General features: G+C 63.7%; 8 protein-coding genes. 2 read left to right on the forward strand and 6 right to left on the reverse strand.

Features of this window, described 5'->3' with window-relative positions; translation table 11 throughout:
- Nucleotides 1-146: 146 nt before the first annotated feature.
- Both ACYU70_RS15490 and ACYU70_RS15495 read left to right on the forward strand, forming a co-directional pair.
- Nucleotides 147-683: a DUF4833 domain-containing protein gene (locus ACYU70_RS15490; protein ID WP_342295336.1), complete on the forward strand. Its 537-nt coding sequence runs from the start codon at nucleotides 147-149 to the stop codon at nucleotides 681-683.
- 118 nt (nucleotides 684-801) lie between these two features.
- The gene (locus tag ACYU70_RS15495; RefSeq protein WP_342295334.1) at nucleotides 802-4,170 is read left to right on the forward strand and encodes a cyclic nucleotide-binding domain-containing protein; all 3,369 of its coding nucleotides are present in this window, start codon (nucleotides 802-804) and stop codon (nucleotides 4,168-4,170) included.
- An 88-nt stretch (nucleotides 4,171-4,258) separates the two neighbouring features.
- Here the strand turns inward: ACYU70_RS15495 and ACYU70_RS15500 are convergent, their stop codons facing one another.
- From ACYU70_RS15500 to ACYU70_RS15525, 6 genes are all read right to left on the reverse strand, one after another.
- Nucleotides 4,259-5,305 (reverse strand): adenylate/guanylate cyclase domain-containing protein, encoded by a 1,047-nt coding sequence (locus tag ACYU70_RS15500; RefSeq protein ID WP_342295332.1) that lies wholly within the window; start codon nucleotides 5,303-5,305, stop codon nucleotides 4,259-4,261.
- Nucleotides 5,306-5,389: 84 nt separating this feature from the next.
- Nucleotides 5,390-5,767 carry a response regulator gene (locus ACYU70_RS15505; protein WP_342295329.1) on the reverse strand — a complete coding sequence of 126 codons (378 nt, stop codon included), beginning with the start codon at nucleotides 5,765-5,767 and terminating at the stop codon, nucleotides 5,390-5,392.
- A 51-nt stretch (nucleotides 5,768-5,818) separates the two neighbouring features.
- Nucleotides 5,819-8,149 carry an ATP-binding protein gene (locus tag ACYU70_RS15510; protein ID WP_342295327.1) on the reverse strand — a complete coding sequence of 777 codons (2,331 nt, stop codon included), beginning with the start codon at nucleotides 8,147-8,149 and terminating at the stop codon, nucleotides 5,819-5,821.
- Between the two features lie 13 nt (nucleotides 8,150-8,162).
- Nucleotides 8,163-10,451 carry an ATP-binding protein gene (locus tag ACYU70_RS15515; protein ID WP_342295324.1) on the reverse strand — a complete coding sequence of 763 codons (2,289 nt, stop codon included), beginning with the start codon at nucleotides 10,449-10,451 and terminating at the stop codon, nucleotides 8,163-8,165.
- Between the two features lie 70 nt (nucleotides 10,452-10,521).
- Nucleotides 10,522-12,531, reverse strand: a complete 2,010-nt coding sequence (locus ACYU70_RS15520) for a tetratricopeptide repeat-containing sensor histidine kinase (RefSeq protein WP_342295322.1) — start codon at nucleotides 12,529-12,531, stop codon at nucleotides 10,522-10,524.
- 155 nt (nucleotides 12,532-12,686) lie between these two features.
- Nucleotides 12,687-14,084 (reverse strand): ATP-binding protein, encoded by a 1,398-nt coding sequence (locus tag ACYU70_RS15525; RefSeq protein WP_342295319.1) that lies wholly within the window; start codon nucleotides 14,082-14,084, stop codon nucleotides 12,687-12,689.
- Between the last annotated feature and the right edge of the window lie 120 nt (nucleotides 14,085-14,204).

The following is a 14,204-nucleotide window of genomic DNA, read 5'->3' on the forward strand; positions in this document are numbered from 1 at the left end:
GCGGACTCTGCGAGTCCGCGAGCGAGCGCAGCGAGCATCGAGCGTATGGTGAGGTCCCGGTTGTTCGCTGCGCTCACTCGCGGACTCGCAGAGTCCACGCTACAGGCGGGCGTACCTTTGCGGACCAATTCACGCCCCCGAAAACAATGTCGGCAACGACCTTCCTACTGCTTTTCAACCTGCTCTTCGCCCTGCCGTCGGCCCCGAAACCGGCCACCGTATTCCCGGTGCCGAGCGGCGTGAGCAACCAACTGTTCTACCTGCAGCGCGACCCGAATACCAACACCGTCATCTACCAGCTGAACGTGGACCGCGCCGGCCACCTCAACGAAGACGAGCCCGTGAATGTGTTCTGGATTCGCTACGACGAGCACGGCGAGCGCAAGGATTTAAACTTCATCCAGCGCAAATTTGCCTACGGCCTCACGGCCGAAAAGCTGGCAACGGATAAATACGAGCTGAAATTCGCGGCTTACAATAAAGTCCGGTTCTTCCTGCTGCGCTCGCCGACGGATAAGGCTCTCCACGTCTACACCACCATCGCCGGCAAGCAGATTCAGCTGGAGCGCGTATTTCTGCGCATCGAGGGGGGCACCTTCTGGGTGCCGAATGTGAAGTACATCGAGTTCAAGGGCCTGAATACGTCTACTCTCCAACCGATAACGGAGCGGATAACGCTGTAGCGTGGTGTAGCGTGGACTTTTAGTCCGCGAGTAAAGGGATACGCGGGTGAAGAGTGAACAGACCGACCAGTCGGACTCCGCTACGCGCGGACTAAAAGTTCACGCTACATACCATCCCGTGTATCTTTGGCTACGGCCGTGCCGCCTGGCCCGGCTCCCTTTCCGCATGATTTCGGCCACCTCTCTGCAACGCCTCTTCGGCATCAAAGCCAGCGAAACCCGCACTGTGGGGCTGTTTTTGCTGCATAATTTCCTGCTCGGCATCGGTTCGGTGCTGGTGTATGTGGCGGCCAATGTGCTGCTGCTCGAGCACAATCCCGAGCATAGCTTGCCGCTGGGCTACATCGTGGGCGCGCTGGCTATGATGGCCGTGGGCAAGGTTTACACCCACTTCGAGCATCACTACCTGCTAAAAAAGCTGGCCGTGCGCGTGCTGCTGGCCGTGGTGGCGCTAGTAGGCGTGCTGGGCGTGTTGGTGGCCGTGGGCCATTCGGTGGCGGCAGCCGTGGCCATTATGGCCGGCTACCGCGTCATTTATCTCCTCACGAATCTCGAATTCTGGGGCATTTCGGCGGTGGTATTTGATGTGCGGCAGAGCAAGCGCCTGTTCAGCATCATCAGCTCGGGCGACATGCCGGCCAAGGCCTTGGGGGCAGTGCTGGCGGCTCTTATTCACGGCGACGCACAGCTGCCGGTGTTGCTGGGCGTGTCGTTTGTAGCCTACCTCGGGGCGTTGTTCACGCTGCGCGCCACGCTCAGCTCGCACGTGGTCGAGGCCACGGCGCGACCAGTACGGGCCGTGGCGCGGCCCCAGAAGAAACTGGTGCAGCAGCTCTTCGGCGGCAGCCAGCTGGTGCTGGCCATGTGCCTGAGCTTGGTGACCATCGCGGGCGTGATTACGGCCGTGGAATACATGTTTTTCCTGAACGTGAAGCACAAGTTTCATGAGTCGGAGGATGTGATGCAGTCGGTGGGCTGGCTGCTGGCGGCCACGTACTTAGCGGCCACGTTCTTCAAGCTGCTGGTGAGCCGGCAGGCGCTGGAACGCTACGGCGTACAGTGGTCGCTGCGGCTGCTGCCGGTGGTGGCCTTGGTGGCACTGGCCGTGTTTGGTGGCTACAAAGTGGCCAGCGGCTATTCGCAAACCGGGCAATTAGCCTTTTACTGCGGCTTGTATTTGCTGCTCGAAGTGCTGCGCCGCACCGTGTTCGACCCCGTGTTTCTGGTGCTGTTTCAGCCGCTGGCCCCGCCGCAACGGCTGGCCGCCCACACGCTGGCCAAAGGTTTTTATGAGCCGGCAGGCATGGCCCTGACGGGTGTACTGTTCTTCGCGCTGCGCTCCTCGGGCCTGCTCGATGGCAGCCTGCCCTTCTTCTGGATGGGCGCACTGCTGATATTATCCCTGCTTTTTTTGCGCCGCACCTATCTGAATTATCTGGCCGAATTGAAGGAAGGCTTGGGCCGCCGCTTCGCCGAAACCGCCGACCTGGCCCTGCCCGATGCGGCCCGCCACGTAGTGCTGGCCCACCTGCTCAGCCCCCACCCCACCGAGGTGCTAAATGCCGTGGCCTGGCTGCGCAAGCACGAGCCGCAAGCCCTCCCCGAACACGCCCCGCGCCTGCTCGAACACCCCGACGAACGGGTGCGCCTGGCCTTGCTGGCCACGCCCGAAGCACACCCGCTGCCCGTGGAAGCCCTCCAGGCCCTGGCCCTGCGCGACCCCGCCGCTACTGTGCGCGAAGCCGCTGCCCACCAGCTGGCCGCCGCCATCCCCGACGCGCCGGCCGTGGCCGCACTACTCGCCGGCGACGACCTGGCCGCCCGTCAGGGAGCCATTCGGGGCAGCCTGGAAACTGAGCCTCAGCACCAAGCCGCGCAGCACAGCCTGTATCTGCTGCTGCCCACCACCGGCCACAACCCGGCCCCCACCGCCGAACTGGCCGCTCTGACCCTGCTTCCACTTTTTCCGGTTGAGATTCAAAATGAGCTGATTGAGCGCCATCTTGCCAGCGCCGAGCCGGGAGTAGCCGAGGCCGCCCTCCGCGCTATCGGCACCGTGGGGCATCTGGAACTGGCCCATCACTTGCTGGCCGCCCTCGGCGATAAGCACCGCTGGCAGGCGGCCGCTGATAGCCTCGTGGCGCTGGGCCCGGCCGTGGTGCCGCTGGTACGCGAAGCCTTGTTGCGCGACGCCGAGCCCGCCCACCCGCAACGCCTGGCCTCGGTGCTGGAACGTCTCGATAACAGGGCCAGCCGTGCCGCACTGGTGGAGTTGGCCAAGCACCCGCACCTGTTTTCACGCGGGGTGGCGCTGCGGGCACTTCGCCGCTTCCCGGCCCGCAAGGCAGACCGGCCGGTATTTGAACAATTGCTGCGCGAAGAATTCACCCTGGCCGCGCAGTTGCTGCACGGGCTGGTGACGACGGGCGGCACAGACTTCACTGCTGCTATCGACTACGAATTGACGCTGTTGCACCAGCGCGTGTTCGGCCTGCTGGCCCAGCTCTTCGATGCCGAGCTGGTGGCCACGGCCCAGCGCAACGTGGCCCACGCCGCCCGCGAGCGCCAGGCCAACGCCCTCGAAATCCTCGACAATCTTATTCCCCGGCCCATTTACCAAGGCCTTCAGGCGCTGCTCGATGACTCGCCCGTGGCCGAAAAGGCCCGACTGTTCACTAGCCTTACGGCGCATAGCGCGCCGGCCCGTCCGCACCCGATGGTGGCAATGGGCGCGGCCTCAGCCGCTGGCAGCGCGGTGGCCCCGCCGCCGCACCTGGTAGCCGAGCTACCACTTACCACCGAAGCCCTGCCCACGCTACTGCTGCGGCGCGGCCACGTCGCCTTCACCTCCTGGACGCTGAGCGTGGCCCTGCGCCACTGGCAGCCCACCGAACCCGATGCGCTGGCCCTACTGCGCCCCTACTTCACTTCGCCTTACCTGCTGTTGCGCGATAGCGCCCAACTAGCCGCCGCCGCGCTGGCTGCCCACCGGGGCCAGCCCTTATCCGCCCTCAATCTTCCCGCCATGAGCCATTCACACGCCGCCGAGTCTAAAATCTCCGCCCTGGAGCGGGTGGTGGTGCTCAAAAGCACCGCCCTGTTTGCCACCACGCCCGAAAACGTGCTCAGCAGCATCGTGCCCATCATGAAGGAAGTGACGTTCCGGGAGGGCGAGGAAATCTTTGCCAAAGGCGACATTGGCACCTCGCTTTTCATCGTGCACGATGGGCAGGTGGGCGTTTTCAACGGCCCGCAGCAGCTGGCTACTTTCGGACCGGGCGACTTTTTTGGCGAGCTGGCTTTGCTCGATGCGGAGCCGCGCTCGGCCACGGCGGCGGCGCTGAGCGAAGTGCTCGCCTTCCGCATCGACCAAGAGGATTTCTACGACGTGATGGAGGAACGCGGCGAGGTGCTGCGCAATATCCTGCGCATGCTGTGCCAGCGGATTCGCACGCAGAATGAAAAGATGCGGGAGTTGGCGGGATGAGCAGCCGTAGCGTGGACTCTGAGAATCCGCGCCTGAACGAGCCTTCCGCAGCCAGCAAGGCGCGGACTCTCAGAGTCCACGTTACACGCTACTCCACCACCTCGTAAATCTTCACCGGCAGCGCCTTGTTCTTCAGCGTTACCTCGCTCACGAACTGGCAGTGGAAGGACTCTTTCACCCGTTCGTACACGGCTTCGCTGATTATAATCTGACCGGCTTTGGCGGCGGACTGCAGGCGTTGCGACATGTTTACCACGTCGCCAATCACGGTGTAATCCAGGCGTTTGAGGGAGGCCGAGCCGATGTTGCCGGATACGACTTCGCCAGTGTTCACGCCGATGCTGACTTGGGGGCGGTAGTCAAAGCCAGCGGGCAGCGGGGCCTGGCTTTGTTGCAGGGCGGTGCGGGCGGAGAGGGCGGCGTCGATGGCGCGGTCGAGGTGGTGCTCGCCCCGGAACACGGCCATCACGGCATCGCCCATGAACTTATCGACGTGGCCACCCTGGGCGATGAACTCCTTCACCACCAGGTCGAAATAGGTATTGAGCAGGCTCACTACGTCGGTGGGCGGCATCTTTTCGGCTAGGGCGGTGAAGCCGCAGATGTCGAGAAAAACTACGGTGGCTTCCACGGTTTCGGAGGCCAGGAGGCGGTTTTCGAAGTCGGGCCGCGTCATGAAATTGAGCACGGTTTCGTCGACGTACATCTTCAGGATGTTGTTTTCCTGGATGGCGCGGAGGGTGTCGCGCAGCTGGCGCACCTGGTCGGCGGTTTTTTCGATGGTCAGCTCCAGGTCGGCAAAATCGACGGGCTTCACCACGAAATCGAACGCGCCCCGGTTCATGGCCGTGCGCAGGTTGCCCATGTCGCCGTAGGCCGACACGATGACCGTTTTCATGGCCGGGTGCTCGGTGTGGGTGCGCGTGAGCAGCGTGAGGCCGTCCATCACCGGCATGTTGATGTCGCTGAGAATGACGTCGGTATCCGGGTGTTCGGTGATGCGCTCCAGGGCTTCCTGGCCGTTGGTGGCGAAGAGAAACTCGTAGGTGCTCTCCCGGATTTTGCGCCGAAACTTCTGCTTGATAAGCAGTTCGAGGTCGGCTTCGTCATCGACCACCAGAATTTTGGTTTTCATAGGATTGGCAGAAGGCGAATAATTGGACGAAAATACGTCAGAAAAGGATGGCGCTCAGATTATCGCTCGTTTTTCTACGCCGCCTTAGGGCAGCAGGTGCTGCAATTTCTCCTTTAGCACGGCAAAATCTACGGGCTTGGTCAGGAAATCATTGGCCCCCAGGCTCATGGCTTGCTGGTAGCTGGCGTTGTCGCCGTAGGCCGTAATCATCATCATGGTGGTGGGCGGCATCTCGAACTCCTCCTTGACGTGGCCGAGCAGGTCGAGGCCGCTCATGCCGGGCATGTTGATGTCGGAGAGAATGATGAGGACTTCGGAGTGGTGGGCGCGCAGGTAGGTCAGGGCTTCCTCGCCCGAAAAGGCGAAGCTGAAGCTCATTTCGCCGTTACGGATTTCGCGGCGGAAGCGCTGCAGAAATAGGTCGCGCACATCGGTTTCGTCGTCAACAACCAGAATTTGCATGGGGCGGAGGCGGGGAAAATTAGTCGGGCCAAAGGTAGGTTACGGCCCGGCTTAGGCGGGTAGGCCAATGAGAAATTTGGTGCCCTTGCCGGGCTCGCTCGCCACGGCCAGCGTGCCGCCGTGGGCTTTGGTGATGATGTCGTAACTCAGCGACAAGCCCAGGCCGGTGCCCTCGCCCGTGGGCTTGGTGGTGAAGAAGGGTTGGAAAATCTTGGCCCTGACATCGGCGGGAATTCCCGTGCCATTGTCGGAAACCTGGACCTCAACCTGCTTACCCACCTGCTTGGTGCTCACCGTGACTCTGGGCTGATAACCCACTTCACCCGTCTGTTGGCGCTGTTGCACGGCGTAGAAGGCGTTGCTGAACAGGTTGAGCAGCACCCGGCCCAGGTCGGCCCCCACGGCTTCGACTAGTGGCAGGCCGGGCGCAAAGTCAGTTTCCAGCTTCGCGTTGAAGGTTTTGTCCTTGGCCCGCAGGCCCTGGTAGGCCAGGCGCAGGTACTCGTCGGTGAGCTGGTTCAGGTCGGTGGGGGCGCGCTCGCCGGTGCTCGTGCGCGAGTGCTCCAGCATGCCCTTGACGATGGCCGCCGCCCGCCGGCCGTGGTGGCTGATTTTGCCCAGGTTCTGCCGCAGGTCGCTCACCAGCTCGGCCTCTAGCGCCACGTCACGCATGCCTTTGGCCTGCTCCTCTTCCAGTTCCTCCAACAGCTCGGTGCTCACTTCCGAGAAGTTGTTGACGAAGTTGAGCGGGTTCTGAATCTCGTGGGCGATGCCGGCGGTAAGCTCGCCCAGGCTGGCCATCTTCTCCTTCTGGATGAGCTGGGCCTGCGTGGCCCGTAGGTCCGTCAGGGACTGGTCGAGCTGGTCGCGCTGGGTTTGCAGCTCCTGCTTCTGGGCAGTCACGGCTTCGTTGAGGAGGCTCAGCGCCGCGTTGGCCCGCTGCTGGCGGCGGTTGCTGCGCCAGAGCAAAAACGAGAACCCGCCAATCAGCGCCAGCACCGTGAGCACGGCCCCGAGCACCCAGCGTTGGCGGCGGGCCCGCACCACGTCCTGCTGCTGGCTTTCGCGCAAGCGGGCGATGCGGGCCGTTTGGGCGCGGTCGGCCTGCTCAATCTCAAACTGCGCCACCTGCAGGGCGCCTTGGCCATCGCTCAGCGTGTCGGCCAAAGCCGTAGCGGCCTGATAATACCGGGCGGCGGGTGCCATTTGCCCGCGTGCCTGATAGTGGCGGGCCAAGGCGCGCAAGTAGGCCAGGCGCAGCGGCGTGCTGTGGGCATCGACGGCTTTGCGGTAGGCCTGTAGCCAGTAGGTTTCGGCGATGGCCGGCTTGCGCCGGGCTTCGTAATAGCGCGCCCAGGCCGCGTCCAGTTCCAGGGGAGCGGCCGTGATGACCAGCGGCAGCTTTAGCGAATCGGCCAGGGGCTGGGTATGCTGTAGCAGCACGCCGGCTTCGGCTACCCGGCCCAGCGCGAGCAGCGCCTGGCTTTTCAGCACCCAGGCAAAGGCCCTGATACGTAGCATGCCCAGCGGTACGGGTCCTGAGACGACGGTGGAGTTTTTTAGGACCTGGTCGGCCGCGCGCAGGGCGGCCGGGTAGTTCTGTTGCTGCAGGTAAACATTGCCAAGCGCGCGAAACAGGGCCACGCGTTGGGAAGCGCTGGTCAGGCCAGGCTCTGCCAAGTGCAGGTAACGCAAGGCTTTGGCGTAGTTGCCCCACTTCCCATAGCTGGCTCCCGCACTCAATAGAAAGATGCGGTAGAGGGAAGACGAAACCGGGCGGACCAGCGCGGCGGCCCGCAGGTACTGGCTGGTGGCTTGGTTATAATCGCCACGATAGGTGTAGGAGCCCCCCAGCGCGTGATGGCACACTGCCAGGCTGATAGTATCGCCACTGCGGAGGTATTGGGCACATTTGGCTTGGTAATACGCCAGCCGGGCACCTTCGCGGTTGAGGGTGCTGAAGGCCTCGCGTAGGCGGGCGAGCGGCCAAGACGCCGGCCGGTGCAGCCGGTCGAAAGCCGTCACGGCCGCTTGCAGACTGTCGAGCGCCGCCACTCCGTTGGCCTGTACTCCGGCGAGCAGCAGGCGGTAGGCGCGGTGTTCCGGGCGGCGTAGGCGCTTCGTAAGCACCACGACCGTCGCCATGTCGGACATAACCGGGTCTAGGGAGTACAGCGAGCAATCTATCAGGTGCAGCAGGGTGCGCAGCCGCGCCGTATCGGTCCGCTGCGCCGCCAGCACCCGGCGCAGCGAGTCGGGCGAAGCGGCCCAATAGCGGTGCGGAAAGGGTTGGGCCCTTACCGGACCACCTGCCAGGAGCAGCGCCAGCAGGCCCACCAAGAAGCCGGCGTGTTTCAGCCGGCGCAGCGTAGGGGTCGACATAAAAGCAAGAGAGTTAGGCGGGTAGGCAAATCGTAAACGTAGCACCCTCCCCCGGCTGGCTTTCGGCCGCGATGGTGCCGCCGTGGCCCTGGGCGATGATGTCGTGCGAAAGCGAGAGGCCCAGGCCCGTGCCCTCGCCCGTGGGCTTGGTCGTGAAAAACGGCTGGAAGATTTTCGCCTGCACCTCGGCCGCCATGCCCGTGCCGTTGTCGGCCACCCGAATGGCCACGTGCCCGTTCACGCGCTGCGTCGACACGCTCACGGTCGGGGCATAGCCGGTTTCGCCCGCTTGCTGGCGCTGTTGTACGGCGTAGAAGGCGTTGCTGAATAAATTGAGCAAGACCCGGCCCAGGTCGCCGGCCACAGCTTCGACCAGCGGCAAGCCGGGCGCGAAGTCGGTTTTCAGCGCGGCGTTGAAGGACTTGTCTTTGGCCCGCAGGCCCTGGTAGGCCAGGCGCAGGTACTCATGGGTGAGCTGGTTCAGGTCGGTGGGGGCGCGCTCGCCGGTGCTCGTGCGCGAGTGCTCCAGCATGCCCTTGACGATGGCCGCCGCCCGCCGGCCGTGGTGGCTGATTTTGCCCAGGTTCTGCCGCAGGTCGCTCACCAGCTCGGCCTCTAGCGCCACGTCACGCATGCCTTTGGCCTGCTCCTCTTCCAGTTCCTCCAACAGCTCGGTGCTCACTTCCGAGAAGTTGTTGACGAAGTTGAGCGGGTTCTGAATCTCGTGGGCGATGCCGGCGGTAAGCTCGCCCAGGCTGGCCATCTTCTCCTTCTGGATGAGTTGGGCCTGCGTGGACCGCAACTCCGTCAGGGAGGTATCGAGCTGGTCGCGCTGGATTTGCAGGTCCTGCTTCTGGGCCGTGACGAGGTGTTTGAGGCGCTCGGAGCGGCGGAAGGCGTAGTAGAACACGGCGGCTAGCACCAATAGCATCACCACGCCACTCAGCAGAAACGCGCCCACGATGCGCTGCTGCCGGTCGCGGGCGGCGGCCAGGGTTTGCTTTTGGCGCAGCCCCGCAATGCGGTCGTTCTGGGCACGCTCGGCCTGTTGGCCCTCATATTGCGCCACGTGAAACTGGCCCTGGGCGGTTTCGAGCGAGTCGGCCAGGGCGGTGGCGGCCAGGGCGTAGCGGGCGGCTGGGGCGGACTGGCCACGCTGCTGGTAGAAGCGGCCCAGCTCGCGCAGGTAGGCCAGGCGCAGGGGCGTGGAGCGTGACTCCTGCGCCTGGCGGTAGGCGGCCAGCCAGTGCGTTTCGGCGCGGACCGGCTCGCCGCGGGCCGCATAGTAGCGCGCCCAGGTGGCATTCAGCTCAAAGTTGCCCGCCGGACCAGTTACGGGTAGATGCAGGGAGTCGGCCAGGCGCTGGGCCGGGGGCAGCAGCCGGCCGGCCTCGGCCACCCGGCCCTGGCCCAGCAGCACGGCACTTTTGACCACCAGCCCATATGCTTTTTGAAAGGGCGGCACCGTGTCGCGCGGTGACTGAGGGCTCAGGGCGCGGTCGGCGTAGCGCATGGCCAGCGGGTAGCGGTGCTGCCGGCGGTAGGCGTCGGCAATGGCCCGGTTCAAAAATCCCCAGTTGCCGGCACTGGTTCCCGCCCAGCCCACGGCTTGCCGCAGGTAGGGCATGGCCCGGTCGTAATTACCCCACTGCACGTAGGAAGCCCCGATTACAGCCACCTCGTTGTAATAGAAAAAGGGGCTGAAGGGCCGGAACAGCTCCGCCGAGCGCAGGTAGTAGCTGATGGACTGGTTGTAGTCGCCCCGGTAGGCGTAGTAGCCGCCCAGCGCGTGGCAGCAGGCGGCCATGTTTTTGGTGGCGTGGCGCTTTTCATAGAAGGCCAGCTTGGCCTGGTAATAGGCGTGCTTGGCCTCCTGCCGGTTGAGCTGGTTAAACAGCACCCGAATTCCGATGAGCAGGTTGGGCGCGGGATGGCCCAGCGAATCGAATGCCGTCACCGTCGCCTGCAAGCTGTCGAGGACTGCGGGTAGGGTTGCGCGATTATCCGGTAGCCGGATAGCACCCAGCAGCCGGCGGTAAGGACGGTAATCGGGGCGGTGCAACCGCCCGGTTAGGGCCACCAATTCGGTTAGCTCGGCATCCCGAGCACTAATAGGCTCCAAATCAGCCAGGTGGCGAAGCGTGCGCAGGCGGGCGGTATCGGCGCGCTGGGTGGCCAGCACCCGGCGTAGCGAGTCGGTATTGGTATCCCAGTAGCGGCGGCTGGGCGTAGGCTGGGCGGCCAGCGGGCCGCTCAGCAGCAGAAGCAGCCCCAAGGCCACAAGCAGTAGAAAGTGACGCATAGGCAACAGCGAATCACCACGCAGCGAACTACTTCTCGTGGCCAGAATTATTCCCGGTTAAAATTGGGATTTATCCCGGCAAGCTAATCACGAATTCGGTGCCTTCGCCCTCCCGGCTTTGCACGGCCAGGGTGCCGCCATGGCCCTTGGTCACAATTTCGTGGCTCATGGACAGGCCCAAGCCCGTGCCCTCGCCCACCGGCTTGGTGGTGAAGAAAGGCTGGAACACCTTGGCCTTCACCTTCTCTGACATGCCCGTGCCGTTGTCCCGAATGCTGATTTCGACCTGCCCCGCCGTCACCCGGCTGCTCACCGTGAGGGCCGGCTGATAATCGGGGCCGGATTGCTGGCGCTGGCGCTGCTGCACGGCATGGAAGGCATTGGTAAACAGATTAATCAGCACCCGGCTCAGGTCCTGCGGCACTACTGATACGGGCGGCAGCGCCGGGTCGAGCTGGGTGATGAGTTCGGCGGTGAAGTCCTTGTCCTTGGTGCGCAGGCCCTGGTAGGCCAGGCGCAGGCTTTCCTCGATGAGGGCGTTGAGGTCGGTGGGCAGGCGCTGGCTGGTGCCGGTGCGTGAGTGCTCCAGCATGCCCTTGATGATGGACGTGGCCCGCTGCCCGTGCTGGCTGATTTGCTTGAGGTTCTGCTTCAGGCCGTCGAGGATTTCGCGCTCTAAGGTGGTGTCGCGGGCGGGGTTGTGGGGGTCGCCGTTTATCTCGTCCACCAGCTCGGTGCTCACTTCGGCGAAGTTCTTCACGAAGTTGAGCGGGTTTTGCAGCTCGTGGGCAATGCCGGCGGTGAGCTCGCCCAGGAAGGCCATTTTCTCGCGCTGCACCAGCTGGTCCTGAGCAGTTTTGAGCTCGGCCAGCGACTGCTCCAGCGCCCGGCGGGCGCGCTCTTCCTGGCGGCCGTGGCGGGCCAGAATTACGGCCAGCACCAGCAGGCCCACCAGGCCGGCCACCAGCCCGGCGGTACGGTAGCGGGCGCGCAGCGCGGCCTGGCTGGCGGCCACTTCCTGCATCCGCTGCTGCTCGCGGTAGTTGAGGCTTTGCAGGCGCATCACCTTCTCCTGGCCGAAGAGCGTATCCTTCATCACCAGCATGAGGCTCTGGTATTTGAGGGCGCTGTCGGGGCGGCCGCGCTGCTTGAAATCCTGGGTGAGCAGGGTGCTGGCATTGAGCACGCCGCGCAGGAAGCCGTTGGTCTGGGCTGCCTGGCAACCCAGCCGGGCGTAATAAATGCTGGAATCGGGCTGGCCGATTTTTTGATACAATTCGGCCAAGCCTACGTAAGCAAAATTGAGGCTGCGCAAGTGGTGCACCTTCTTCGATTCGGCAATGCTCTGGTGGTAGAAGGTGCGGGCCTGCGCCACCTGGCCGCTTTTGCGGGCCACGTTGCCCAGGCCGTACAGAATGTAGTTGGTAGGAGTGTGCAGGCGGCGGGCCAAGGCGTAGGCCCGCTCCTGAAAAATCCGGGACGAATCAATCTGACCAAACAAGTCATACGCCAGCCCGATGTTGCTTAGCTCAATCACCGTGCGGTGCTCGTCGTGCAGCTGCTCGCCAATTTTCAGGGCGCGGAAATAGTAGGCCAGCCCCTGGCGCTTGTCGCGTAGGTACACGTAAATGATGCCGATGCTGCGCAGGTTCTGGGCTATCAAGCCCTGGTCGTGGGTGGTTTCGGCGATGCGCAGCGACTGCTGAAACACCTCCAGCGAACGCGCCAGGTTGCTCTCGCGCAGGGCGGCCCCCAGGCGGTTGAGGGCCGCACCCTCGCCCTGCTGGTAGTGAATGCGGCGGGCCAGGGCCAGCGCTTTGTTGGCGTATACGGCGGCCGAGTCGGTGTGCTGGGTCCAGAGCTGGTCGCTGATTTGGCAGAGCAGCGTTACCCGGTCGAAGTCGGTTTGGGGCAGCGTGAGCAGGTGGCGCAGGCTGTCCACGGCCGCGCCCGGCGTTGGCGTTCCGGCCGCTCGCGGCCCGGCCACCACCGGCCCCGGGCCCGCCAGCAGCACGGCCAGCACTATGCCCAGCCAGCCAAGCCTGCGAAGAGCTGAAACCCGGGTAATAATAGAAATCAACGAACTGGTTCTAAGGGAAACAAAGTAAAAAAAGCCGGCGCTTATTCACTTAAGCAACAGGCCAAAGCCCAGCCCTAACCGCTAAGTATGCGCCATAGTTCAGCGGCTTAGCGGCGGTGGCTGGTGGTAGAACCAGAAAGAGACAACGGCGGCAGTTAGCCGGCTTGATTAATAGGCAAGCTAATCAGAAACTCGGTAAAGCTGCCCTCCTGCGACGTGACGGAAAGCGTGCCGCCGTGGCCCTGGGTCACAATATCATAGCTCAGCGACAGGCCCAGGCCGGTGCCCTCCCCGGTGGGCTTGGTGGTGAAGAAGGGCTGGAAGATTTTGGCCCGCACGGCTTCGGGAATGCCCTGGCCGTTGTCGCGCACCCGGATTTCTACCTTGTCGCCCACCCGGCGGGTGCTGATGCCCACGGTGGGCGCGTAGCCGGCCTCGCCGCCGCGCATCTGCCGCTGGCGCACGGCATAAAAAGCGTTGCTGAGCAGGTTGAGCAGCACCCGGCCCAGGTCCTGGGCAATGGCCTCAACGGGCGGCAGGGCGGGGTCGAAATCGGGCTTGAGCGTGGCGTTGAAGGTTTTGTCCTTGGCCCGCAGGCCGTGGTAGGCCAGGCGCAGGTACTCGTCGGCCAGCTGGTTGATATCGGTGGGGGTGCGCTCGCCGGAGCTGGTGCGCGAGTGCTCCAGCATGCCCCGCACAATGCTGGCCGCCCGCCCGCCGTGCTGACTGATTTTGAGCAGGTTCTGCTTGAGGTCGGCCAGCAGCTCGGCTTCCAGCTCCAGGTCGCGGTCGGGTTTCAGCTGCTCTTCTTCCAGCTCGGTGATGAGCTCGGCGCTCACGTCAGCAAAGTTGTTGACGAAGTTGAGCGGATTCTGAATCTCGTGGGCAATGCCGGCCGTGAGCTCGCCCAGGCTGGCCATTTTTTCAGACTGCACCAGCTGGGCCTGGGTGGTGCGCAGCTCCACCAGGGCACCGCTCAGCTCCTGCGCCTGGTGCGTGAGAGCGGCGGTGCGCTCGGCCACCAGGCGCTCCAACTCTACGTTCTGGGCCTCAATGAGGCGCTTGGCTTTTTCCTCCTCTTCGCGCAGCACCCGTTCTTTTTCGAGCTGCTTTTTCTGACTGCGGGCAATGAAAATGAACGTAATCAGCCAGATGATAACGAAGCCTTGCGTAGTATCGAGAAAGGCATCGAAGCTCTTGGGAATCTTCCCATTGGAGTCTTCAATGATGATTTCGAGCACCTTATACACCACAAACGGGGCCGTGGCAAACAGCAGCGTGCGCGCCGGGCGGTAGTGCCGCAGGGCCAGCAGCACGCCCAGCAGCGCAAAGAGCACCAGCAGCCAGTACACATCGCCCAAAATCGGCGACTTGAAACTAAACGCCAAGGAAATGACAATCAGCACCGCCGCCGGCACCCAGATGTAGTTCAGCGCCCGGTGCCAGCGGGGCAGCCGTTGCGGCAGGTCCAGAAACCGGCTCAGGCCACGCGCCATGCCGTACGCCATCGGGGCCAGGTAAAAAAGGTCGCCGTAACCAGCCGAGTGAGCCATAGAGGAAGGAGCGCAGAAGCAAGAATGTAGAGCAAAAAACGGCGCGCGGGCCGCCGCAAAGTTGGGCAGTTCGGCTGAATTTTCTTCGTATCTGGTTTCGGCCCTGCCCAAACGGCTGGA

Source organism: Hymenobacter segetis, assembly GCF_054776495.1.